We start from the raw sequence: 24,843 nt of genomic DNA on the forward strand, positions 1-24,843 counted from the left end.
TTCAGGCGCCGCTGATGCTGGGGCGGTATTGCAAGGCTTCACCCAGGTGGCTGCGGTGGATATGCGCGGCACTGTCCAGGTCGGCCAGGGTACGCGCAACCTTCAACACCCGGTGGGCAGCGCGTAGGCTCAGGCCCAGGCGCTCGCAGGCGTTTTCCAGCCATTGACGGTCTTCGCCCTGCAGGCTGCAATGCTGCTGCACGCCATTGAGATCGAGGTGGGCATTGGCGCAGCCCTGGCGTGCCTGTTGCCGCTGGCGGGCCTGCACGACCTGGGCGGCCAGTTCGGCGCTGCTTGGGCCGGGTTCGGCGTTGGCATCCAGCCGCGTGGTTTCCCGTGGCACGCTGAGGTGCAGGTCGATGCGGTCGAGCAAGGGGCCGGAGAGTTTTCCGCGGTAGCGCTGGATCTGCTCGCTGGAACAGCGGCAGCGCCCGGATGGATCGCCCAGGTGCCCGCAGGGGCAGGGGTTCATTGCTGCAACCAATTGAAACCGCGCGGGAAAGCGCACCTTGTCGCGGGCGCGGGCAATCACGATCTGCCCGCTTTCCAGGGGCTCACGCAGCACCTCCAAAACCTTGCGGTCAAACTCGGGTAGTTCATCGAGGAATAAAACGCCGTGATGAGCCAAGGTGATTTCCCCCGGTTGCGGGCGGCTGCCTCCTGTAATTTCTAACGTTAAATGCAAGGATTGGGGAAGTTTCTAGCGGAAGACGCAAATGAACCTCAAATCTGAAGCTCCCATTCGCGAAATAGGTGTTGTGGCTCAATGATTCTGGACACCCCGATAGGGCGTTAAGCTTCGCCCAGCAATGAGGTGTTTACGTGACCAGAAGATCATTCAGTACAGATTTCAAACTCGAAGCAGCAGGCCTGGTTTTGGACCAACACCAAACCGGCTGCTTCGAGTTTGAAATCTGTACTGAATGATCTTCTGGTCACACAAACACCTCATGGCTGGGCGAAGCTTAACGCCCTATCGGGGTGTCCAGAATCATTGAGCCACAACAAAGACGATTAGCCGCCGATCAGGCTGATTGAACTTCATCCAGTGATATTCGACGAACAGGAGTCCCCCCTCTTCACTAAGGCCCACCAGTGCTCGACCTCACTACCTGGAATCTCTCCGTGCCCAGCGCACCCGTGCCGAGCACCATCAGTACAGCCCGCCTGAACAATGGTTACAGCAGCCAGTATTTCCGCCGCAACGCCGATAACAGTGTGACCTTCTGGGTACCAGTCAACGGCTCGCGCACCAGCGACGCCAGCTACCCACGCAGCGAACTGCGTGAAACCCAGGCCGATGGCAGCCTGAGCAACTGGTATCACGCCAGCGCCGACAGCTACCTGAGCGCGGTGTTGACGGTCAATCAGGTGCCGAGCAGGAACAAGATCGTGATCGCTCAGATCCACAGCAAGGACGAACCCGGCAGCAACAACGATCCCCTACTGAAATTGCAGTACCACTATCTGCGCGGCGTCGGCCGCCTCGAACTGCTACTGCGCAAGCGTCCGGGTGACAGCGGCGTACAGAACATCCTGCTGGCAGAAAACATCCAACTGAACCAACGCTTCAGCTACGAGCTGCGCATCACCCCAAGCGGCAAACTCGGCGTCAAAGTCACCAGCAGCCATGGTGATAATGGCTCCTTCTACCAGCAACTGAGCGGATACTGGAGCACGCAACTGCTCTACTTCAAAGCCGGCGCTTACGTTCAGGATAACTACGGCCCTAGCACCGAAGGTGCGCGGGTGACCTTCTACTGGCTTAACAGCCTGCACCGTTAAAAACGTCTCTGGGTTAAGCCTCGCTTAAACCAGCCGCCTTAAGCTGCAAGGCTTCGTGCATCTCTAATTGGGCTCATCGGAATCCAGCGAGCGCTGGTTTTGCCTTGATTGCCCTCGCCACAGTGGCCGGCCAAGGCGCGCTCTATCTGCTGGCCGCAGGCTTGGTGCGCAAGGCACGCAGCGTGCCAGTGCCGCGCCTACTGTAGGTGCTACCGCTGTTTATCCTGCTGGCCGCGGGTGAACGAACCAGCTATGCGCTCAGCCATTTCTACGACTACAGCCCACTGCTGGAAACCGCCCAGCGCATGCCGTTTATCAGCCCCTGACCATGCGCGGCTTCCTCGAGCAACGCCTGGACCTTGAGCGCCCGCAGCGCATGGAAGTGGACAGCACACTACAGGGCATTCGCCGCTTTCTCGCGCATTAACTGGCGCGGGCGTATACAGCCATGGATGGCGTCTACCCCTCGTGGGTAAACTGTCGATCTTTCTCGACAGCGATTTTGCCCATGGCCCGCCTGACCCTTGAGTTTCCCGAAGACCAGTTCTGCTACAGCACCCACCTGACTGTACGGGTGACCGATATCAACGCCGCCAACCATCTGGGCAACGACTCGATGATCTCGATGATTTCCGAGGCGCGGGCACGCTTTCTGTTCGAGTTCGGCATCGAAGAAACCCAGGAAGACGGCACCGGCATCATCGTCACGGACCTGGCCACTACCTACCGTGCTGAGGCCCACGCCCGCGATCAGTTGCTGTTTGAAGTCGGCGTGATGGACTTCAACACCTATGGCGGCGACATTACCTTCCGCATCACCCGCCCTGCAGACAACGCGCTGGTGGCCATGGCCAAGTCCGGGTTTGTGTTCTTCAACTACAAACTGGGCAAAGTGGTGCAGATGCCGGCGACTTTCAGCAGCAAATTCAGCAAGGTCAACTGGCTGGACAAGTAATCTGGGTTTACCGGCATAAAGCGGATGGTTGCTCGCTTGATCATGCCTGATCGCGACAACACGAGCAGATCGCAGCTTAATTGCGCAATTATTCGGCTACTGCCGTGACAGCTGGCGCATCCTCTGCTACGCCTTAGGCATAACAACAAAAGCAGGGGAATTGCTATGCCGACCACGCGCAGCCATGTCCGCCACGCTGGGCTCTTGAGCAACCTACTCGCTCTGGCCCTCCTGACCCTTCCCTTACCGACCCAGGCGGCAAGTATCGCCGCCGACGCCAGACCAAGTGAGTCACGCTGCAGCGCGCTAACGCTTACCAGCTGACGCGCTCGAACCAAGGCCCATTGCGGCCTGCCCTTCCCCAACCTGGTTTGCCAGAACCGGGAACAGATTCTGCGCCCCATTCAAGGGCAAATCGTCCGCCAGCGCCTCCTTTTGCAGCACAGCTGCAGCTATCCAACAGCTGAAAGCCCCGTGAATCCATGGATTGCCCGGTTGGCGCAGCTCTTGCTATAGCCCTGTTACAGGTAGCCAATGGCGGCTGCTCAACAAACGACAAAGACGTCGCATAAACCTCGCCCCTGGCGCTCGGCTTATGCGGCGTTTTGCGTTTTACGCCCCAGCGTTTGGGGCTGGCACCTGCCCTGCGATCCAGGGCTTGCGCTGATAACTCTCTCAACCCAGCTGCGGCGGAGGGTCTGTTGATGTTGCGCCACAATCGCGTCGAAGCGTCAACAGAGCCTGTTCCTCAGGGTGGCGTACCACAAGTACACCACCTCCCCGATGGGTTGCGGCCGCCATGTCCACGACCATGGCGTACCGCACCCACCGGGACCCTTTTTTGCTGAATGAGGTTTTCGATGAATACAAGTTTCTGGAAATCCGGCCACGCCCCAACCTTGTTCGCCGCGTTTCTGTATTTCGACCTGAGCTTTATGGTCTGGTACGTGCTCGGCCCACTGGCTGTGCAGATCGCCACCGATCTGGACCTGACCGCGCAACAGCGCGGCCTGATGGTTGCCACGCCGATCCTCGCCGGCGCCGTGCTGCGCTTGCTGATGGGGTTTCTGGCTGATCGCCTATCGCCCAAGAGCGCCGGCCTGATTGGCCAGATCATCGTCATCGTGGCGTTGTTCTGCGCCTGGCAGATTGGCATCAGCAGCTATGAACATGCCTTGTTATTGGGCCTGTTCCTCGGTTTTGCCGGTGCCGCATTTGCCGTCGCTCTGCCGCTGGCCTCGCAGTGGTATCCGCCGCAGCATCAGGGCAAGGCCATGGGCATTGCCGGTGCAGGCAACTCCGGCACTGTACTGGCCGCACTGTTTGCTCCCGGTCTGGCGGCGCTGTTCGGCTGGCAGAATGTCTTCGGCTGGGCACTGATCCCACTGCTGGCAACCCTGTTGATCTTCGCCCTGCTCGCCAAGAATGCCCCTGAGCGGCCCAAGCCCAAAGCCCTGGCTGACTACCTGAAAGCCCTGGGTGACCGTGACAGCTGGTGGTTTATGTTTTTCTACAGCGTGACCTTCGGCGGCTTTATCGGCCTGGCCAGCGCCCTGCCCGGTTACTTTAACGACCAGTACGGCCTGAGCCCGGTGACTGCCGGCTACTACACCGCCGCCTGCGTTTGCGCCGGCAGCCTGATGCGTCCATTGGGCGGCGCACTGGCCGACCGTATCGGTGGCATCCGCTCGCTGCTGATGATGTACACCCTAGCCTCCGTGAGCATTGCCGCTGTCGGCTTCAATCTGGAAAGCTCGGCCGCCGCGCTGACCCTGTTCGTCACCGCCATGCTTGGTCTCGGCGCGGGTAACGGCGCAGTGTTCCAGCTGGTGCCACAGCGCTTTCGCAAGGAAATCGGCGTGATGACCGGACTGATCGGCATGGCCGGCGGCATCGGCGGCTTCCTCCTCGCCGCAGGCCTGGGCACCATCAAGCAGCAGACCGGTGATTACCAGCTCGGCTTGTGGCTGTTCGCCAGCCTCGGCGTACTCGCCTGGTTCGGCCTCTACGGGGTCAAGCTGCGCTGGCGTGCCACCTGGGGCAGCGCCGCAGTCACCGCAGCTCGGGTGTAACTGCCGAATGCAGGGTGGATGACGCTTTATTCATCCACCACAAAGCAACGGTGGATCGGTAAACCGCGATCCACCCTACGCTAACCCCTTGGAGCACTGAGGCAAAGGCGGGCTGACTGGCAGCGCTTATTGCACTGGTCAGGAAAGGCGGGAGAAGTCGGCAGCGGCTCTCCTTAGCTGCCTCACCAGCCTCGCCTTTGCCTCAGAGCTTCCTCAGCCAACGACCCAGGAACCTCTGCATGGCCTTGCAACTGACCTTTGGCGAAGCTAGCGCCACCGGCCCACGCAGCGAAAATCAGGACGCCATTCGCGTGGTCACCCCGGCTCCGGCACTGGCAGCCAGCAAGGGCTACCTGTTCGCCATCGCCGATGGCGTTAGCCAATGCGCCGACGGCGGTCTGGCCGCCCGTGCCACCCTGCAGGCCCTGGCACTGGATTACTACTCCACCCCGGAAACCTGGGCGGTGACCCAGTCGCTGGACCGCGTACTGGTCGCGCACAACCGCTGGCTGCAAGCCAATGGCGGCGGTCAGCCGTTGCTGACCACCCTGAGCGCGCTGATCCTGCGCGGCCGACGCTTTACCCTGGCGCATGTCGGCGACTGCCGCGCCTATCGCTGGCTGGACGGTACGCTCGAACGCCTCAGCGAAGACCATGTGTGGGAACAACCCGGCATGCAGCATGTGCTCAAGCGCGCCATGGGGCTGGATCAGCATCTGGTGATGGATTACCTGGATGGCGAGCTGCGCGAAGGTGAGTGTTTCGTACTGGTCAGCGACGGTATCTGGGCCACCCTGGGCGACGCGGGCATCCAGCGCATCCTCCATGATGAGCAGGATTTGCCTGCCGCCAGCCGTGCACTGGTCAATGCCGCGCACCTGGCTGGCAGTCAGGACAATGCCAGTGCTCTGTTGCTGCGCGTTGAGGCATTGCCGCAAAGCGATCTGGCCGACACCCTGGCGCAACTGCAGCACTGGCCGCTACCGGCCAAACTGCGTGAAGGGCAAAACTTCGAAGGCTGGCAGGTCGAACGACTGCTGGCCGAATCGCGTCAATCGCTGGTCTACCGGGTGCGCGATAGCCAAGCACGACGTTGGCTGCTGAAAACGCTGCCGCCCAACCGCAGCGATGAGTCGCAAGCCGGCCCCGCGCTGCTGCTTGAAGAATGGTTTCTGCGTCGCGTAGCCGGGCGCTTCTTTGCCGAAGTGCATCCACTGCCGCAACGCCAGCATCTGTATTACGTGCAGCGCGAGTACGCCGGGCAAACCCTGGCCGAACACCTGCGCCTGAGCGGCCCACTCGGGCTACCGGAATGGCTGGACATTGCCCCTAGGCTGATCAAGGCTCTGGGTATGCTGCATCGGCGCAATATCCTGCACCGTGATATCAAGCCAGAAAACCTGCTGTGGGGCGATGACGGCGAACTGCGCGTGCTGGATTTCGGCCTGGCCTACTGCCCCGGCCTGACCCGCGATGGCGCCTGCGAGCTGCCCGGCACCCCCAGCTATATCGCTCCGGAAGCCTTTACCGGTGCAGCGCCCTGCCCGCAACAGGATCTCTACAGTGCAGGCGTTACCCTGTATTTCCTGCTTACCGGGCATTATCCCTACGGCGAGATTGAAGCCTTTCAGCACCCGCGCTTCGGCCAACCGATCCCAGCCAGCCGCTACCGGCCAGATTTACCCAACTGGGTCGACGACAGCCTCAACCGTGCCCTCAGCGCCGAACCAAAACAGCGCTATGAAACCGCCGAAGAATGGCTGCTCAACCTGGAGCAGGCAGAACGTAAATCCCTGAATAACCGGCCACGTCCGTTACTGGAGCGCGAACCACTGCTGGTCTGGCGCAGCGTCGCGTTGTTTTCCCTGCTGCTGAATCTTCTCCTGCTGATCGGGCTGCTGCGTTAAAAGCACCGCCTGCGCACCAACAGTGCGCATAACGCCCTTAAGTGGTGCGTAAAAACTTCGCAAATCAGCTGTAACTTGCTGATAAGCCTTGAGAATACACACTACGCAAGTTGGCACAGGCTCTGCATTGGTAATCGCACAATTTAATAAAGCGCGGCCTCAACGAAGAAGGTTGCACTTCCCGATAAAACGGGACTTGGACAAAGGCGTCCTCGCTAGGTGACTAGCGGGACGCCTTTTTTGTTGCCGGCCATCCGAGACGCACGAGGCCTGAGGAGATCAATATGAGCGCAAAAGTCTGGCTGGTAGGCGCAGGCCCCGGCGACCCGGAGCTGCTGACCCTCAAGGCGGTCAAGGCTCTGAACCAGGCCGAGATCGTAATGATCGATGACCTGGTCAATCCTGCAGTACTGGAGCACTGCCCCAACGCGCAGATCGTGCCGGTAGGCAAGCGCGGCGGTTGTCGCTCCACTCCACAGGCGTTTATCCATCGCCTGATGCTGCGTTATGCCCGCCAAGGTAAATGCGTGGTGCGCCTGAAAGGCGGCGATCCATGCATCTTCGGCCGTGGCAGCGAAGAAGCCGACTGGCTGAGCGAGCACGGCATCGAAGTGGAAATGGTCAACGGTATTACCGCAGGCCTGGCCGGAGCGACCCATTGCGGCATACCTCTGACTCTTCGTGGCGTAGCACGCGGAGTCACCCTGGTTACCGCGCATACCCAGGACGACAGCAGCCTCAACTGGCCCGCTCTGGCTCAGGGCGGCACAACGCTGGTGGTGTATATGGGTGTGGCGAAACTGGCAGAAATCCGCGAGAGCCTGCTGGCAGGCGGCATGCGCGCCGACATGCCCGTGGCCTTGATCGAGAACGCCTCGCTGCCACACCAGCGCGAGTGCCGCAGCAGCCTGGCGGCCATGCAACAAGCCGCCCACGACTTCCAATTGAAGAGCCCGGCCATTCTGGTGATTGGCGAGGTCGCCGCTCAACCGAACATGCAGCTCGCTGCTATCAGCGCCTAACCGCTTCGCGCTCCGCGAAGTTTCCCTTGCCCGCCACAAGCGGGCTTTTTTATAACCGGACTTTTTACAGGCAAAAAATGATCGGCAATCATTTTTAACGTCGCACAGCAACGACCCGAAGGGTGGCCGCCATGGATGGCAGGCAATAAAAAAACCCGGCCGAAGCCGGGTTTTCTATACAGCCAGATCAATTACTGCTTGATCTGAGCTTCTACTTCAGCTTCTACGCGACGGTTAACAGCGCGGCCAGCGTCGGTAGCGTTGTCAGCAACCGGACGAGATTCGCCGTAGCCAGCAGCGTTAACGCGAGCAGCGTCTACACCGTACTGGTTAACCAGCACGTCACGAACAGCGCTTGCGCGACGCTCGGACAGCTTCTGGTTGTAGGCGTCACTGCCTTTGGAGTCAGTGTGACCTTCAACCACGGTAGTGGTCTGTGGGTACTGCTTCATGAAGTCAGCCAGGTTCTTGATGTCGCCATAGCTTTCTTCTTTAACGCTGGCTTTGTCGAAGTCGAACTTTACGTCCAGCTCAACGCGCACCAGTTCCATCGGCTCTTCAGCAGCAACTGGCTCAGGAGTCGGTTCAACAGCGGCAACGGCGACCGGAGCCGGCTTGCTGCCGCCACCGAAGTTCATGCCGATACCGACGCTTGGAGCCCACTCGGTGTCGCCCTGGTCGATGTTGTACTGAGCTTCAACGCCAGCACGGGCGTAGAAATTGTCAGTGAAGTAGTACTTGGCACCACCACCGATGTTGGCGAAGGTGGAGCCGTTACGACCATTGCGACCGGACTGACCGATGCTCTGATCAGAGAAACCTGCGGAAACGTAAGGACGCAGTGCGTCGCCTGCATTGTTGAAGTGGTACAGAGCATCCAGAGCAGTATTCGAGCCCTTGATGTTGCGACCGTCTTCGCCACGAGCGTTGTGCACTTCGTCGTAGGCCAGACGCAGTTCAACGTCGTCAGTCAGGTAGTAGCCGATGCTACCGCCGAACAGGTTGCCGTTGTTTTTAAAGTCACGGGCGCTGTCGAACATTTCCTTCTTAGCAAAACCCTCCACTTCGACAGCGCCTTGACCCTGAGCCAGAACGCTGAGGGAGGATGTGGCCAACAACGAGCCAATGACAACGCCTAAAGTGTTTTTCAATTTCATTACTAATGTTCCCTATCTTGGTGGTCAGTAAGTTGTCTGACAAACACAAGACAACTCAGCCGGCAATTCTAACAGAATTAACCGCTAGCTAAGATGGCTTTATTCAAGATAAGTTTCAGTACTGTCCGAAAATTTCTCGCGCAAACGATCAAGTGCGCGCTTATAGCGCATTTTCGTAGCACTCAAGCCCATATGCATAATGTCGGCGATCTCCTGGAACTCCAGCTCTGCGACAAAACGTAGCACCAGAATTTCCCGATCAATCGGATTGACATGCACCAGCCAACGGTCAAGACCACCTTTATCTTCAGGCTTTGGCGCCTTTTCTTCGGACGCTTCTTCAAGCGGATCCAAACTTAAGGCGTCAATAAGACGGCGTTTACGCCGCTCTTTGCGATATTGAGTAATACATTCGTTGTAAGTAATGCTGTACAGCCAGGTTTTGAACTTTGATTTGCCCTCAAAGTTCTTCAGGCCATATAAGACCTTGAGCATGACCTCCTGACAAACATCGTCAGCATCACGATCGTTACCTAAATAACGCGCACACACGTTGAATAATGTGCGCTGGTAACGACGCATCAACTCTTCATAGGCGCGGGTTATATGGAATAACTCGTCATGGGCACGCGCCACCAACTCTTCATCCGAGAGTTCGCGGGGGTCGTAACGCAGAGACGCAGAGTGGGCTTTATTCAAAACGAGTCGGGCCGACAGTCAGGACATAAGCCAGCGCAGCCTGTAAATCAGGCTGCGGATTGGCCGCATACAATAACAGGGATTGGCCTTAGCGGCTGCTTACCTGCTGTTCGAGCAAAGTACGGTTGGCCACTGAAACCAGCTCGCCGGCTTCCGTCAGCAGCGTGGTCTTGACCGTGCCGATTTCCTCGATCTGCCCTTCGACCGCACCAACCTGCACTTGTTGCCCGACCTCGTACAGCTCGCGCACATAAATGCCGGCCAGGATCTGGCTGGCAATGTCCCGGCTGCCCAGGCCCAACGCCAGAGCGACCGCCAGACCGACCGAGATCAGCACAATGGCGATCACGTTGTTGAGCAGATCGGTTTTCACTTCCAGCTGGCCGATCGCCACCGAGATACTGATGATGATCACCAGCCCCTGAGCCACGCGACCCAGCCCACTTGCATAGTCCAGCCCTACACCTTCTGCAGCGCCGCGCACCAGCCCGCTGACCAGTTGTGCCAGCAGCACGCCCGCGAGCAGCACCAGGGCCGCGCCGAAGACTTTCGGCAGGTACAAAGCCAGCACATCAAGCGTCGCGGAAACCCGCTCCAGCCCCAGAGACTCAGCAGCAGTGACCAGGAAGATCAACAGCACGAACCAGTAGACGATCTTGCCGATCAGGGTCGATACCGGCACCTGAATGCCGGCGCGGCTCAGCAGTTTGGTCAGACCGGTACCGGCCATCAGGCGATCAAGGCCGATCTTGCCGAGCAACTTGGACAGCAGCGTGTCGAGGAACTTGGCCACCACAAAACCCAGCAGTACCACCACCATGGCGCCAAACAGGCGCGGGATAAAGGCGGCAATCGGGGTCCAAACGCTGGCCATCGCGTCAACCAGAACTTGAGTAAATTCCATGCTCAGTCAGCCTTATTAACAGTTGAGTCGGTGGTTTTACGGCGCGAGACCGGCGCCACATGCGCCGAGCCGTTGTTCAGCGCGAGCATCAGGGCGCCGGCCCAGTGCCCCATCAGGGCAAACAGATCGCCTGCGCCGACCTGGCGATTGGCGGTTTTCAGCACACGATGCAGACAGGCGTCGTCGTCGTGAGTCGAGGTGGGCGACTTAAGCAAATCGCGCAGTGATTCTTCAAAGGGATCGTGCATGGCGCACCTCACAGGATGTGTCGGCTAGACGAGACGAGTGCAGGGCAAGTCACATCAGATCCAGCGCAAGCGACGAAATAGCAGCCACTGCACCAGCGCCACTAGAGCCATCAGCGAACAGGCCAGCAGAAAGCCATGCGGGCTTTCCGAGCCAGGAATACCGCCGACATTGATACCGAGCAAACCGGTGAGAAAACTCATCGGCAGGAAAATCCCGGTGATGATGCCGAAGCGGTACATGGTGTGGTTCATCCGCTCATCCATGCGCCGATTTTCCGCCTCAAGCAACAAGTTGACCCGTTCACGGCTCAACTCCAACTCTTCGAGGTAACGCGTCAGGCGGTTATTCAGTTCATTCCAGTAACTGCTATCGGTGCCGACCAGCCAGGCCTGGGCGCTGGCAGTGAGCTGCCCATAGATATCCCGCTGTGGCGACAGAAAACGCCGCAAGCTGGCCGCACGACGGCGGATTTGCAGCAGCGCGGCATGGTCAGTTGCCTGCCCCTCCAACGCATCGGCACGCTCTTCCTGATCATCGACCTGCTCGGACAACTCGCCGACCAGCAACTCGATCTTGTCAGTCAGGTAATGCGCCAGACGCAGAATCAGCTCCGCCGAGGTTTTCGGCCCCCTGCCCGCCAGCAAATCCTCGATCAAGGCCTCGGTTGCGTGCAACGGCCGCAGCCGCAGGGAGATAGCACGCTGGGTATCGGCAAAGATGCGCACCGAGACCATGTCCTCGGGTTCTGCCCCAGGGTTGAGATTCAGACCACGCAGAAACAGCAGCAGTTGCTGCTCAGGCAGCGCTAGCAAACGCGGACGGGTGTTCTCTTCCAGCAGCAGATCGCAGGCAAAGCCGCTCAGGCCACTCTCTGTGCGCAGCCAGGTGTGCGTCTGCGGATGACCGCGATCCCAATGCAACCAGAGACTTTCCTGCTCACCCAGCACCAGGCCGCGCAGTTCCTGTCGGGCAATGCTGCGGGCGCCGCCCCGACCATTGAGGACAAAGGCGTGCACCAGCCCCCATTGCGCGTTGTCACCTTGGTGCATGACAGTTTCCTGCAAGCGCCCTACTCCGGCATCTGCAGCGCAGATGGCGAGATGATCACGCCGTTGTTGTCGGCATAGATAAATTCACCCGGGCGGAAGGTCACGCCGCCAAAGGTCACCGCGACATTGAGGTCACCGATACCGCGTTTGTCGGTTTTCATCGGGTGGCTGGCCAGGGCCTGGATGCCAAGGTCGGTTTGCGCCAGCACATCGACATCGCGCACGCAGCCATATACCACAATGCCTTCCCAGCCATTCTTCGCGGCCTTTTCAGCCAGCATGTCACCCAGCAGCGCGCGGCGCATGGAGGCACCACCATCCACCACCAGCACCTTGCCTTTACCCGGCAGGTCGACCTGCTCCTTGACCAGCGAGTTGTCCTCGAAACACTTGACGGTGACGATCTCGCCGCCAAAGGAATCGCGACCACCGAAGTTGCTGAACATTGGCTCAACCACCTGGACCAGTTCCGGGTAGGCGTCGCACAGATCGGGGGTGATGTAGTGCATGGCAAAGCTCCTTGGATAGTGTGAGGGTGCTTACAGGTCGATCCCGACCCGGTCCGCATCATAAGCCACAGACAAATACACAAGACTGGCGCAGGGCGCACTCAGCGCGCGGCTACCGGCCAGGTCAAACTCAATTCCGTGCCGCGGGCAACGCAGCACACCAGCAGTGACGCTGGCATTATCCAGCGCTGCACCTTGATGGGGGCAGCGGTTTTCCAGCAGTCAGGTACGACCTTCGACCACCATCAACAGCAGACTACGCCCCTGCAGCTGAAAAACCTGTCGGTAGCCGTCCTCCTGGTTGAGCAAGCGCTCAAGAGCAATAAACATCTCAGCCGCGCCTTCGCCGCAGACGTGACGCGATACTAGTCGCAAGCTTACTCGGCGGAAACGGCTTTATTGCCTTCTAACTCGCGGCTTTCCAGTTCCGCAGCCACCTGTGGGCTCTTGCGTAGCCACTGCTCGACCAGCGGCCAGACCTCGCGCTGAGCCTCTTTACTGACGAGCATTTCAACATGGCCAAAATCACCGCTAAAACCATGTTTCTTACCCAGGCAGAGAAATTCACTCAAGGGTGAACCGAACTGCTTCAGCAGTTTTTCGCAGGCCCATGCCGGGTCCTGATAATCACCCAGCGCGGCCACTGCCATAACCGGCACACGCACCTCAGCCAGGCCAGCCCACCAATCGCGCTCAGCATCGCCAAAACGGCCGAACAAGCCGTGCCAACGCAGACTCTCAACCGCCAGACCAATCGGCTCATCCTCAGGGCCGCGCTTGAGTCGCGACCCAGAAATCACCGAGAAGCGCTTAAGCAGCAAGCGGCTGCCCCACTCCAGCGGCGGCACCTTCAGCGGCCAGTAAACCCGGCTGACCTGGCTGCCGAACAACACGCCAGATGCGACCCTACTTTCACCCAGGTAATGTCCACCGAGTGCACCCGCCAGAATGATCCCGCCAAGGGAGTGCCCCAACCAATGGGCCCTCTGCGGATTCTGCTCATAAATAAAATCGGCAATTGCCGGCAGGTCGTAACGCACGTAGTCACTGACCGTGTTGCGTGAGTAGTCGCGGTTGCGCGGCGACAGCCCATGACCACGCATCTCGGCGATCCACACATCAAAACCGGCGCGCGCCAGATAAGGCCCAAGGCCAATGCACTTGGGTGAATACCAGAAACGCCGGTTGGAAAAACTGCCGGGGATCAGAATCACCGGCACGCCACGCACCTGCTCATGCCCAGCACGACCGAGACGGGTCAGGGCCAATTCGACACTGCTGTCCGGGCTGTTACCAGGCTTGAGACGATAGACATCCTCGCTCAAATCGCCCCGAAACTCGGCACTGATCAAGGTGACGGGGAAAAGCTCACTGCTGCTTTGCATCTATCTTCGCTCTGGTACAACAAATTGCCGGGAGCAATTCTTTCACGTCGCAGGCGACGGCCCGGAGGGGGTAGCACAGGTATGTGCTGGCACAAAAAAGGGCAGGATCAACCCGCCCTTGAACAGCGATTTAAAGTGCTATCAGGCTGGCGCTTGACCTTCGGCCAGGAAGAACCAGGTGTCGAGCACCGAATCCGGGTTCAGCGACACGCTTTCGATGCCCTGCTCCATCAGCCAACGCGCCAGATCCGGATGATCCGAAGGGCCCTGACCGCAGATACCAATGTACTTGCCAGCCTTGTTACAGGCCTGGATAGCGTTGCTCAGCAGCTTCTTCACCGCCGGATTACGCTCATCGAACAGGTGCGCAACGATACCGGAGTCACGATCCAGGCCCAGGGTCAGCTGGGTCAGGTCGTTGGAGCCGATGGAGAAACCGTCAAAGAACTCGAGGAACTCTTCAGCCAGAATCGCATTGGACGGCAACTCGCACATCATGATGACCTTCAGGCCATCCTGCCCCCGGGCCAGACCGTTGGCGGCCAACAGATCAACCACTTGGCTGGCTTCGCCCAAAGTACGCACGAACGGCACCATGATTTCAACGTTGGTCAGGCCCATCTCGTTGCGCACTTTCTTCAGTGCACGGCACTCCAGCTCAAAGCAGTCACGGAACGATTCGCTGATGTAACGCGAAGCGCCACGGAAGCCCAGCATGGGGTTCTCTTCTTCCGGTTCGTAAAGTTTGCCGCCGATCAAGTTGGCGTATTCGTTGGACTTGAAGTCCGACAATCGCACGATGACTTTCTTCGGCCAGAACGCTGCAGCCAGGGTGCTGATGCCCTCGACCAGCTTCTCAACGTAGAAATTGACCGGATCATCGTAACCGGCGATGCGCTTCTCGACGCTGTCCTTGATCTCTGGCGGCAGGCCGGCAAAGTTCAGCAGCGCTTTGGGGTGCACGCCGATCATGCGGTTGATGATGAACTCCAGACGCGCCAAGCCAACACCTTCATTCGGCAGCTGGGCGAAGTCGAACGCGCGGTCCGGGTTGCCGACGTTCATCATGATCTTGAACGGCAGCTCGGGCATGGCGTCGACCGAATTCTTGCGAATGTCGAAGCCCAGCTCGCCTTCAAAGATAAAACCGGTGTCGCCCTCGGCGCAGGAAACCGTCACACCCATGCCATCTTTCAGTACTTGGGTGGCGTTGCCGCAACCGACTACAGCGGGAATACCCAGTTCACGGGCAATGATTGCAGCGTGGCAGGTACGGCCACCACGGTTGGTGACGATGGCGCTGGCGCGCTTCATTACCGGCTCCCAATCCGGGTCGGTCATGTCGGAAACTAGCACGTCGCCGGGCTGGACTTTGTCCATCTCGGACACGTCATGGATCACCCGCACGCGGCCTGCACCGATCTTCTGACCGATCGCGCGACCTTCAACCAGCACGGTGCCGGTTTCCTTGAGCAGGTAACGTTCCATCACATTGACGTTGGTGCGGCTTTTCACGGTTTCAGGGCGTGCCTGAACGATGTACAGCTTGCCGTCATCACCATCTTTGGCCCACTCGATGTCCATCGGACGGCCGTAGTGTTTCTCGATGATCATGGCCTGCTTAGCCAGCTCGCTGACCTCAGCATCTGTCAGGCAGAAGCGTGCACGTTCGGCGCGGTCCACATCGACCACCTTGACCGATTTACCGGCCTTGGCTTCGTCGCCATAAATCATCTTGATGGCTTTGCTGCCCAGATTGCGGCGCAGAATAGCCGGGCGCCCAGCCTCCAGCGTCTGCTTGTGCACGTAGAACTCGTCAGGGTTGACCGCCCCCTGCACCACGGTTTCGCCAAGGCCGTAGGCGCCGGTGATAAACACCACGTCACGGAAGCCGGATTCAGTGTCCAAGGTGAACATAACGCCGGCGGTGCCGGTTTCCGAACGCACCATGCGCTGCACGCCAGCAGACAGCGCGACCAGTTTGTGGTCGAAGCCCTGGTGGACGCGGTAGGCAATGGCGCGGTCGTTGAACAGCGAGGCGAATACTTCTTTGGCAGCGCGGATCACGTTGTCCACACCACGAATGTTCAGGAAGGTTTCCTGCTGGCCAGCAAACGAGGCATCTGGCAGGTCTTCGGCGGTGGCCGAGGAGCGCACGGCAACGGCCATATTCTCGTTACCGCCAGCCATTTCGGCGAAAGCGGTACGGATCTGCGTGTTCAACTCTTCGGGGAAAGCAGCGTCCATAACCCACTGGCGGATCTGCGCGCCGGTCTTGGCCAGGGCGTTGACGTCATCGACATCAAGCGCATCGAGCGCGGCATGGATCTGATCGTTCAGACCGCTCAGTTCGAGAAAGTCCCGGTAGGCCTGGGCCGTAGTGGCGAAACCGCCGGGCACCGAAACTCCGGCACCGGCAAGGTTGCTGATCATCTCGCCCAGGGAGGCGTTCTTGCCCCCTACGTGCTCAACATCGTGATTGCCGAGCTTATCGAGGGAAACTACGTACTCTACCAAGGTGATCTCTCCACTAAGGTGTTGGAAAAGCTCAAGGGGCTGGGGAAGCTCGGCGGTACACATGCCCGCACGATTGTGGCCTGGCCCTGGAAAATAAGTAACAATGCCGGCCAGATCGGCCCTGCAAAGGCGGGCCTATGATAGCCAAGATTCGTCCTCAGCTTAAGGCCCATGGTGCAAATGAAACGAACCGCTTTTTTCATCTCCGATGGCACCGGCATTACTGCCGAAACCCTGGGCCAAAGTCTGCTGGCACAGTTTGAAACCATCGAATTCACCAAACTCACGCGCCCCTACATCGACAGCGTGGAAAAAGCGCGCGCAATGGTACAACAAATCAACGCAGCGTCAGAGAAAGACGGCGCGCGGCCGATCATCTTCGACACCATCGTCAATCAGGACATTCGCGACATCCTGGCAAAGTCTGAAGGGTTCATGATCGATATTTTCGCGAGTTTCCTGGCGCCACTCGAACAAGAACTGACCTCTCACTCCTCCTACTCGGTCGGCAAATCGCACTCCATCGGGCACAACTCGAATTACATGGAGCGCATCGAGGCAGTCAACTTCGCCCTCGACAACGACGACGGCGCGCGCACCCACTACTACGACAAGGCCGACCTGATTCTGGTGGGCGTCTCGCGCTGCGGTAAAACACCCACCTGCCTGTATATGGCCATGCAATACGGCATTCGCGCTGCCAACTACCCACTGACCGAAGACGATATGGAACGTCTGCAGCTGCCCACAGCGCTGAAAAAGTATAAGGACAAACTGTTCGGCCTGACCATCGACCCGGACCGCCTTACCGCCATCCGCCACGAGCGCAAACCCAACAGCCGATATGCCAGCTTCGCCCAGTGCGAATTTGAAGTCCGTGAAGTGGAAAACCTCTTCCGCCGTGAAAATATCGCCTTTATCAATTCCACCCATTTTTCGGTTGAAGAAATTTCGGCCAAAATTCTGGTGGAAAAAGGTGTTGAACGCCGCCTCAAGTAACCCGCACAACTCATTGAAATCAAAAGAAAAGGCTCGAACACCTCGAGCCTTTTCTCATTTATAAACGCTATAAAATATCACCCGGCACACGCACCCAACCTTCCATCAAGATCCGCGCGCTACGCGACATGATCGCCTTGGTTACCGTCCACTGCCCATCCACCAGCGCCGCCTGCGCGCCAACGCGCAAGGTGCCGGATGGATGACCAAAACGTACCGCCTCACGCGCAGTGCCTCCCGCTGCCAGATTGACCAGAGTGCCAGGAATCGCTGCTGCGGTACCGATGGCCACCGCGCAAGTACCCATCATCGCGTGATGCAACTTGCCCATAGATAGCGCACGCACCAGAAGATCAATTTCCGCAGCCTGTACTGTCTTACCGCTGGATGAAACGTAATCCTTGGCTTTGGCGACAAAGGCGATTTTCGGTGTGTGCTGCCGGGTCAGTGCCTCTTCCGCCGTCTTGATCAGCCCCATGCGCAAGGCGCCAGCCACACGGATTTTCTCGAAACGCGCCAGCTGCTCAGGGTCGCCATTGATCTGCTCGCGCAGCTCAGTCCCCTGATAGCCAATGTCTTCGGCGTTTACGAACACCGTCGGAATACCTGCGGCAATCATGGTTGCCTTGAAGGTACCGACGCCAGGCACATCCAAATCGTCCACCAGATTGCCGGTGGGGAACATCGAACCGCCCTCCTCGCCATCATCAGACGGATCGAGGAACTCCAGCACGATCTCCGCGGCCGGGAAGGTCACCCCGTCCAGCTCGAAGTCGCCGGTTTCCTGTACCTGGCCATTGCTGACCGGCACATGGGCGATGATGGTTTTCTGGATATTCGCCTGCCAGATGCGCACCACACACACGCCGTTTTCCGGGATGCGCGCAGGGTCAAGCAGACCGGCATGAATGGCAAACGCCCCGGCACCGGTAGACAGGTTGCCGCAGTTGCCGCTCCAGTCGACGAAGGCCTTGTCGATGGACACCTGGCCATAGAGGTAGTCCACATCGTGATCCGGTTGACTGCTTTTCGACAGGATCACGCACTTGGAAGTCGAGGACGTTGCGCCGCCCATGCCGTCGATCTGCGCAGCATAGGGATCTGGGCTGCCGATCACCCGCATAAACAGATTGTCGCGTGCAGCGCCCGGCACCTGGCAGCTTTGTGGCAGGTCCTGCAGACGGAAGAACACGCCCTTGCTGGTGCCGCCTCGCATATAGGTGGCGGGAATTCTGATCTGGGATAGATGAGCCATGGTTTGGTCCTGGCTGAAGAGTGAAATTGCCGTAGGGTGGATCACGCCTCACCGATCCACCATCGGTGCGCGAAAACGGTGGATGCAAAAGCGCCATCCACCCTACGTAATCAGGCGACGGCGCCCTCGAGGAAGTCCTGGGCAAAGCGCTGCAGCACACCGCCGGCTTTGTACACATGCACTTCGGCAGCGGTATCCAGACGACAGGTCACTGGCACTTTGACTACCTCGCCATTGCGACGATTGACCACCAGGGTCAGATCGCAGCGTGGCGACACATCGCCCTGGATGTCGTAGGTCTCGGTGCCGTCGAGGCCGAGGGTCAGGCGAGTGGTGCCCGGTTTGAACTCGACCGGCAGCACGCCCATGCCCACCAGGTTGGTGCGATGGATGCGCTCGAACCCTTCGGCCGCGATCACTTCCACACCCGCCAGGCGAACGCCCTTGGCCGCCCAGTCGCGGGAGCTGCCCTGCCCGTAGTCGGCACCGGCGACGATGATCAGGTTCTGCTTGCGGTTCATGTAGGTTTCGATCGCTTCCCACATACGCATCACCTTGCCTTCCGGCTCGACGCGCGCCAGTGAACCCTTCTTCACCACACCGTCGACCACGGCCATCTCGTTGACCAGTTGCGGGTTGGCGAAAGTGGCGCGTTGAGCGGTCAAATGGTCGCCCCTATGAGTCGCGTAGGAGTTGAAGTCCTCTTCCGGCAAGCCCATCTTGTGCAGGTACTCACCCGCAGCCGAATCCAGCAGGATGGCGTTGGACGGCGACAGATGATCGGTGGTGATGTTGTCCGGCAGGATCGCCAGCGGCAGCATGCCCTTGAGCGTGCGCTCGCCGGCCAGTGCACCTTCCCAGTACGGAGGACGACGGATGTAGGTGCTCATCGGGCGCCAGTCGTACAGCGGGCTTTCGGCCTCTTGCACAGTGCCCAGATCGAACATCGGGATATAGATCTGCCGGAACTGTTCAGGCTTCACCGAGGAGGCAACGATTGCGTCGATCTCTTCGTCGCTCGGCCACAGATCCTTGAGGGTAATCGGATTGCCGCTGGCGTCATGGCCGAGCACATCCTGCTCGATATCGAAGCGCACGGTGCCGGCAATGGCATAAGCCACCACCAGCGGCGGCGAGGCCAGGAACGCCTGCTTGGCGTAGGGGTGGATACGACCGTCGAAGTTGCGGTTACCCGAGAGTACGGCGGTGGCATACAGGTCGCGGTCGATGATTTCCTGCTGGATCTTCGGGTCCAGCGCACCGGACATGCCGTTACAGGTGGTGCAGGCGTAGGCCACGATGCCGAAACCGAGCTGTTCCAGCTCGTTCAGCAGCCCAGCCTCTTCCAGGTACAACTTGGCAACCTTGGAACCCGGCGCGAATGACGTCTTGACCCACGGCTTGCGCAGCAGACCCAACTGGTTGGCTTTTTTCGCCAGCAGGCCGGCCGCCACCACGTTACGCGGATTGGAGGTGTTGGTGCAGCTGGTGATGGCGGCGATGATCACCGCACCATCCGGCATCAGCCCCTCGCCCTCTTCCACCTTGCCGGCGGCCAACTTGGCCTCATCGGCAATACCACGCTCGTGCAGCGCCGAGGTTGGCAGGCGCTTGTGCGGGTTGGACGGGCCGGCCATGTTACGCACCACCGTAGACAGGTCAAAACTCAGCACCCGCTCATATTCGGCTGTTTCCAGGGCGCTCGCCCACAGGCCGGTGGTTTTGGCGTACTGCTCGACCAGGGCCACCTGCTCCGGCTCACGGCCGGTGAGCTTGAGGTAATCGATGGTCTGCTGATCGATATAAAACATCGCCGCGGTGGCGCCGTATTCCGGGCACATATTGGAGATGGTGGCGCGGTCACCAATGGACAGGCTGTCCGCGCCCTCGCCGAAGAACTCGACCCAGGCACCAACCACCCGCTCCTTGCGCAGGAACTCGGTCAGGGCCAGGACGATATCGGTGGCGGTAATGCCAGGCTGGCGCTTGCCAGTCAGCTTGACCCCGACGATATCGGGCAGGCGCATCATCGACGGCAAACCGAGCATTACGGTTTCCGCTTCCAGCCCGCCCACACCGATGGCGATTACACCCAGAGCATCGACGTGCGGGGTGTGCGAGTCGGTACCCACGCAGGTATCCGGGAAAGCCACGCCGCTACGGGCCTGGATCACCGGGCTCATTTTCTCCAGGTTGATCTGGTGCATGATGCCGTTGCCGGCCGGGATCACGTCGACGTTCTTGAACGCGGTCTTGGTCCACTCGATAAAGTGAAAGCGATCCTCGTTGCGGCGCTCTTCCACCGCGCGGTTCTTCTCAAACGCATCCGGATCGAAACCGCCGAATTCGACGGCCAGGGAGTGGTCGACGATCAGCTGGGTCGGCACAACAGGGTTGACCTTGGCCGGATCACCGCCCTGTTCAGCGATGGCATCGCGCAGGCCAGCCAGATCCACCAGCGCAGTCTGGCCAAGAATGTCATGGCAGACCACGCGCGCCGGATACCAGGGGAAATCCAGCTCCTGCTTACGCTCGATCAGCTGCTTGAGCGCATCGGTCAGCAGCTCCGGCTCGCAGCGGCGCACCAGTTGCTCGGCCAGTACGCGGCTGGTGTATGGCAGCTTGGCGTAAGCGCCCGGAGTGATGGCATCGACCGCCTCGCGGGTGTCGAAGTAATCCAGCGCGGTACCAGCCAGCGGCTTGCGGTATTGCATATTCACTGGGCTGCTCATTATTTGCGGTCCTTGAGCGGCACGAACTTCAGGTCCTCGGGACCGGTGTAGTTGGCGCTCGGACGGATGATCTTGCCGTCGATGCGCTGCTCGATGACATGGCTGGACCAGCCGGAAGTGCGCGCAATCACGAACAGCGGAGTGAACATGGCGGTAGGCACGCCCATCATGTGGTAGCTGACGGCGCTGAACCAATCGAGATTGGGGAACATCTTCTTGATGTCCCACATGATGGTTTCCAGGCGCTCGGCAATGTCGTACATCTTGGTGTTGGACTGCTCGAGCGACAGCTCGCGCGCCACTTCCTTGATCACCTTGTTGCGCGGATCCGCCACGGTGTACACCGGGTGACCGAAGCCAATCACCACTTCCTTGCGCTCGACACGGGCGCGGATATCAGCCTCGGCCTCGTCCGGGGTGTCGTAGCGCTTCTGGATCTCGAAGGCCACTTCGTTGGCGCCGCCATGTTTCGGGCCACGCAATGCGCCGATGCCACCGGCAATGCAGCTGTACATATCCGAGCCAGTACCGGCGATCACCCGCGAGGTGAAAGTCGAAGCATTGAACTCGTGCTCGGCATACAGGTTGAGCGAGGTGTGCATGGCGCGCACCCAGGACTCGCGCGGCTTCTCGCCGTGCAGCAGATGGAGGAAATGCCCGCCGATGGAATCGTCGTCGGTTTCCACCTCAATGCGCTTGCCGTTGTGGCTAAAGTGGTACCAGTACAGCAGCGCGGAACCCAGCGAAGCCATCAGCTTGTCGGCGATATCACGGGCGCCGGGGTGGTTGTGGTCGTCCTTCTCCGGCGACACGCAACCGAGCACCGATACAGCGGTGCGCATCACATCCATCGGATGGGCGGACGGCGGCAGCTGCTCAAGGGATACTTTCAGCGCCGCGGGCAAACCACGCAGGGCCTTGAGCTTGGTCTTGTAGCCGGCCAGCTCGGCGACGTTGGGCAGCTTGCCGTGCACCAGCAGGTGGGCGATTTCCTCGAACTCGCAGCGGTTGGCAAAGTCCAGCACGTCATAGCCACGGTAGTGCAGGTCGTTGCCAGTACGGCCCACCGTGCACAGGGCGGTGTTGCCGGCAGCAGTGCCAGAGAGGGCCACGGATTTCTTCGGCTTGAAGCCTGGGGTGGTTTCCGGGGTTGCGCTCATGCTTATCTCCTCAAATCCGGTTGATGCGTTGTTATTTTTTTGCGGCAAACAGGGCGTCGAGTTTCTGCTCGAAGGCGTGGTAGCCGATGCGGTCATAGAGTTCGGCGCGGGTCTGCATCAACTCGATCACATCTTTCTGATGGCCGTTCTGACGAATCGAGGTGTAGACACTTTCGGCCGCCTTGTTGGCGGCGCGAAAGGCCGACAGCGGGTAGAGCTGAATGGCTACGCCGACCGATGCCAGTTCGTCACGGCTGAACAACGGCGTGGCACCGAATTCGGTGATATTGGCCAGCACCGGCACATTCAGCGCATCGACGAAGCGTTTGTAGGTCGGCAAGTCATAGGCGGCCTCGGCAAAAATACCGTCGGCACCGGCCTCCACGTAGCGCTGGCAGCGCTCGATGGCGGCATCCACACCTTCGGCTTGAATTGCATCGGTGCGGGCAATCAGGAAGAAATCAGGGTCGGTCTTGGCATCGGCGGCAGCGCGCACGCGATCGACCATTTCCTCGCAGGAGACGATCTCCTTGCCCGGACGGTGGCCACAACGCTTGGCACCCACCTGATCTTCGATATGCGCAGCTGCTGCGCCAGCCTTGATCAGGTTCTTGATGGTGCGTTCAATATTGAAGGCGCTCGGGCCAAAGCCAGTGTCTATATCCACCAGCAGCGGCAAGTCGCAGACATCAGTGATACGGCGCACATCGGTAAGCACGTCATCCAAGGTGTTGATGCCCAGATCGGGCAAACCGAGGGAGCCGGCTGCCACCCCGCCACCGGACAGATAAATAGCTTTGAAACCTGCGCGCTGGGCCAGCAAGGCATGGTTGGCATTGATCGCACCGATCACCTGCAGGGGCGACTCAATGGCAAGCGCCTGACGGAAACGCTGGCCTGGGGAAAGCTGATTCATGACTCACCTCGTGGTTTGGCTGTCTTGGTGTGTACGCCCGTACTGCTGGAGAAATGGCGCTCGATATTGCGTTTGGAAGCGCCGATATGACGGCGCATCAACAACTCGGCCAGTTCGCCGTCTCGGTCGGCGATGGCATCGAGAATACGGTGGTGCTCGGCAAAGGCCTGACGCGGCCGATTGGGCGTCGCGGAGAACTGCAGGCGGTACATGCGCACCAGTTGATAGAGCTCACCACAGAGCATCTGGGTCAGGGTCTTGTTGCCACTGCCCTGAATGATCCGGTAATGGAAGTCGAAATCGCCTTCCTGCTGGTAGTAGCCGACGCCCGCCTTGAAGGCAGCATCCTGCTCATGCAGGTCCAGTACCTGACGCAACTCGTCGATCTCCGCCTGGGTCATGCGCTCGGCGGCCAGGCGACAAGCCATACCTTCCAGGGACTCACGAATCTCATAGAGTTCGATCAGTTCGGCGTGACTGAGCGACACCACACGCGCGCCAATGTGCGGCACGCGCACCAGTAGGCGCTGGCCTTCCAGGCGGTGAATCGCTTCACGCAGCGGGCCACGGCTGATGCCATAGGTGCGCGCCAGTTCAGGCTCAGAAATTTTGCTGCCGGGGGCAATTTCGCCCTTGACGATAGCGGCCTGAATCCGCCGAAAAACCTGTTCAGAAAGGGTTTCCGAGTCTTCCTGACTGGACTCGATGGGCTCAATTACATCAAGCATATTGTCGACACTATGCGAGTTAAGTGCCTAAAAAGTACGCCTAGACCACATTACTGTCAAACAAACCAATAAGATTGTTGACAGTACACAGCGCTACTTTAGTCGCCCGCAGCCGCGACCTTACTTGCATAAACGCCTATAAGCGCCTGTCACGACTGAAAAAGCCCATGGTAGAATGCCGCCTGCTTAACGCTTGCAGAGGAATTTCTGACTGCCTGCTAGACTCCAAGCCCAGGAGCGCCAACCGCAACGCGCGCATCCGCCATTGCTCGACCCTTCATCAACACCACACCCCAGGACTTATGACACTAAAGCCCTTCATCCTTGTGCTATGCCTGCTACTTGCTCCGGGCCTGAGTTTTGCCGCGGAGAAGACAGTCTATGGGCTTAATGAATACGTCCGATTATTCGACCTCGATCTGAAACTTGCCGCCAAACTCGACACGGGCGCCAAGACCGCATCACTCAGTGCCCGCGACATCAAGCGCTTCAAGCGTGATGGCGAGACTTGGGTACGTTTCTACCTGGCCATCGACGAAGCGCATAGCAGCCCGATCGAACGCCCCCTGGCGCGTATCAGCAAGATCAAACGCCGCGCAGGCGACTATGATCCACAGGAAGAAAAAACCTATACGGCACGGCCCGTGATCGAAATGGATGTGTGCATGGGCAGCAGCCTGCGCACAATTGAAGTGAACTTGACCGACCGCAGTGCTTTCCAATACCCGTTGTTGATAGGCTCCGAAGCACTCAAACGCTTTTCGGCGCTGGTCGATCCGAGTCTTAAATACGCAGCAGGCAGACCTGCCTGCGACCCTGACGCAAACCTTGGCGAGTAACTTC

21 protein-coding genes and 1 pseudogene are annotated in these 24,843 nt (G+C 59.3%); 7 read left to right on the forward strand and 15 right to left on the reverse strand.

What is annotated here, in order from left to right; all coding sequences use genetic code 11:
- Position 1 precedes the first annotated feature (1 nt).
- A pseudogene (locus ACIN8IBEIGE_RS07725) lies at positions 2-667 on the reverse strand (ATP-binding protein); the annotation flags it as partial.
- A 428-nt stretch (positions 668-1,095) separates the two neighbouring features.
- Between ACIN8IBEIGE_RS07725 and ACIN8IBEIGE_RS07730 the strand changes: the two are divergent.
- The 5 genes from ACIN8IBEIGE_RS07730 (at position 1,096) to cobA (ending at position 7,741) form a co-directional block, all read left to right on the forward strand.
- Entirely contained in the window at positions 1,096-1,785 is a 690-nt protein-coding gene (locus ACIN8IBEIGE_RS07730; RefSeq protein ID WP_160014139.1) for a polysaccharide lyase family 7 protein, read from the forward strand.
- A gap of 508 nt (positions 1,786-2,293) precedes the next feature.
- Complete coding sequence (locus ACIN8IBEIGE_RS07735; protein ID WP_160014140.1) at positions 2,294-2,740, forward strand: thioesterase family protein; 447 nt, start codon at positions 2,294-2,296, stop codon at positions 2,738-2,740.
- Positions 2,741-3,600: 860 nt separating this feature from the next.
- Entirely contained in the window at positions 3,601-4,812 is a 1,212-nt protein-coding gene (locus ACIN8IBEIGE_RS07740; protein ID WP_160014141.1) for a NarK/NasA family nitrate transporter, read from the forward strand.
- 239 nt (positions 4,813-5,051) lie between these two features.
- Positions 5,052-6,719 (forward strand): bifunctional protein-serine/threonine kinase/phosphatase, encoded by a 1,668-nt coding sequence (locus tag ACIN8IBEIGE_RS07745; protein ID WP_160014142.1) that lies wholly within the window; start codon positions 5,052-5,054, stop codon positions 6,717-6,719.
- A 284-nt stretch (positions 6,720-7,003) separates the two neighbouring features.
- Positions 7,004-7,741 (forward strand): uroporphyrinogen-III C-methyltransferase, encoded by a 738-nt coding sequence (gene cobA, locus ACIN8IBEIGE_RS07750; protein ID WP_160014143.1) that lies wholly within the window; start codon positions 7,004-7,006, stop codon positions 7,739-7,741.
- A gap of 191 nt (positions 7,742-7,932) precedes the next feature.
- Here cobA and ACIN8IBEIGE_RS07755 read toward each other — a convergent pair whose 3' ends face one another.
- From ACIN8IBEIGE_RS07755 to ppsA, 9 genes are all read right to left on the reverse strand, one after another.
- On the reverse strand, positions 7,933-8,898 hold the full coding sequence (locus ACIN8IBEIGE_RS07755; protein WP_160014144.1) for an OmpA family protein: 966 nt from the start codon (positions 8,896-8,898) through the stop codon (positions 7,933-7,935).
- A gap of 99 nt (positions 8,899-8,997) precedes the next feature.
- Positions 8,998-9,597: an RNA polymerase sigma factor SigX gene (gene sigX, locus ACIN8IBEIGE_RS07760; RefSeq protein WP_090386790.1), complete on the reverse strand. Its 600-nt coding sequence runs from the start codon at positions 9,595-9,597 to the stop codon at positions 8,998-9,000.
- An 88-nt stretch (positions 9,598-9,685) separates the two neighbouring features.
- Positions 9,686-10,501, reverse strand: coding sequence for a mechanosensitive ion channel domain-containing protein (locus tag ACIN8IBEIGE_RS07765; protein ID WP_160014145.1), 816 nt, complete (start codon positions 10,499-10,501; stop codon positions 9,686-9,688).
- Positions 10,502-10,503: 2 nt separating this feature from the next.
- Entirely contained in the window at positions 10,504-10,749 is a 246-nt protein-coding gene (locus ACIN8IBEIGE_RS07770) for a CrfX protein (protein WP_160014146.1), read from the reverse strand.
- A gap of 54 nt (positions 10,750-10,803) precedes the next feature.
- Positions 10,804-11,799, reverse strand: coding sequence for a CorA family divalent cation transporter (locus ACIN8IBEIGE_RS07775; protein WP_160014147.1), 996 nt, complete (start codon positions 11,797-11,799; stop codon positions 10,804-10,806).
- Between the two features lie 20 nt (positions 11,800-11,819).
- Positions 11,820-12,308 (reverse strand): ribonuclease E activity regulator RraA, encoded by a 489-nt coding sequence (gene rraA, locus ACIN8IBEIGE_RS07780; protein WP_090255901.1) that lies wholly within the window; start codon positions 12,306-12,308, stop codon positions 11,820-11,822.
- Between the two features lie 30 nt (positions 12,309-12,338).
- Positions 12,339-12,530, reverse strand: a complete 192-nt coding sequence (locus ACIN8IBEIGE_RS20915) for a Rieske (2Fe-2S) protein (protein WP_306109735.1) — start codon at positions 12,528-12,530, stop codon at positions 12,339-12,341.
- Between the two features lie 155 nt (positions 12,531-12,685).
- Positions 12,686-13,693: an alpha/beta fold hydrolase gene (locus ACIN8IBEIGE_RS07790; protein ID WP_160014148.1), complete on the reverse strand. Its 1,008-nt coding sequence runs from the start codon at positions 13,691-13,693 to the stop codon at positions 12,686-12,688.
- Positions 13,694-13,834: 141 nt separating this feature from the next.
- Positions 13,835-16,210: a phosphoenolpyruvate synthase gene (ppsA, locus tag ACIN8IBEIGE_RS07795; RefSeq protein WP_160014149.1), complete on the reverse strand. Its 2,376-nt coding sequence runs from the start codon at positions 16,208-16,210 to the stop codon at positions 13,835-13,837.
- Between the two features lie 180 nt (positions 16,211-16,390).
- On the opposite strand from ppsA, the gene ACIN8IBEIGE_RS07800 reads away from it, so the two are divergent.
- Positions 16,391-17,209 (forward strand): pyruvate, water dikinase regulatory protein, encoded by an 819-nt coding sequence (locus tag ACIN8IBEIGE_RS07800; RefSeq protein ID WP_090387827.1) that lies wholly within the window; start codon positions 16,391-16,393, stop codon positions 17,207-17,209.
- 67 nt (positions 17,210-17,276) lie between these two features.
- On the opposite strand, the gene prpF is transcribed toward ACIN8IBEIGE_RS07800, so the two are convergent.
- From prpF to ACIN8IBEIGE_RS07825, 5 genes are all read right to left on the reverse strand, one after another.
- Positions 17,277-18,464, reverse strand: coding sequence for a 2-methylaconitate cis-trans isomerase PrpF (prpF, locus tag ACIN8IBEIGE_RS07805; RefSeq protein WP_160014150.1), 1,188 nt, complete (start codon positions 18,462-18,464; stop codon positions 17,277-17,279).
- A gap of 110 nt (positions 18,465-18,574) precedes the next feature.
- Positions 18,575-21,184 carry a Fe/S-dependent 2-methylisocitrate dehydratase AcnD gene (acnD, locus tag ACIN8IBEIGE_RS07810; RefSeq protein ID WP_160016336.1) on the reverse strand — a complete coding sequence of 870 codons (2,610 nt, stop codon included), beginning with the start codon at positions 21,182-21,184 and terminating at the stop codon, positions 18,575-18,577.
- 11 nt (positions 21,185-21,195) lie between these two features.
- A complete protein-coding gene (gene prpC, locus ACIN8IBEIGE_RS07815; protein WP_160014151.1) occupies positions 21,196-22,356 on the reverse strand; it encodes a 2-methylcitrate synthase in 1,161 nt (386 codons plus the stop codon).
- 31 nt (positions 22,357-22,387) lie between these two features.
- Positions 22,388-23,272, reverse strand: a complete 885-nt coding sequence (gene prpB, locus ACIN8IBEIGE_RS07820; RefSeq protein ID WP_160014152.1) for a methylisocitrate lyase — start codon at positions 23,270-23,272, stop codon at positions 22,388-22,390.
- Positions 23,269-24,000, reverse strand: a complete 732-nt coding sequence (locus ACIN8IBEIGE_RS07825; protein ID WP_160014153.1) for a GntR family transcriptional regulator — start codon at positions 23,998-24,000, stop codon at positions 23,269-23,271. Before ACIN8IBEIGE_RS07825 ends, prpB begins: the two co-directional genes overlap by 4 nt.
- Positions 24,001-24,302: 302 nt before the next feature.
- Between ACIN8IBEIGE_RS07825 and ACIN8IBEIGE_RS07830 the strand changes: the two genes are divergently transcribed.
- Complete coding sequence (locus ACIN8IBEIGE_RS07830) at positions 24,303-24,839, forward strand: ATP-dependent zinc protease (protein WP_160014154.1); 537 nt, start codon at positions 24,303-24,305, stop codon at positions 24,837-24,839.
- Positions 24,840-24,843: the final 4 nt, after the last annotated feature.

Source organism: Pseudomonas sp. 8BK, from assembly GCF_902506475.1.
GTDB classification, from domain to species: domain Bacteria; phylum Pseudomonadota; class Gammaproteobacteria; order Pseudomonadales; family Pseudomonadaceae; genus Aquipseudomonas; species Aquipseudomonas anguilliseptica.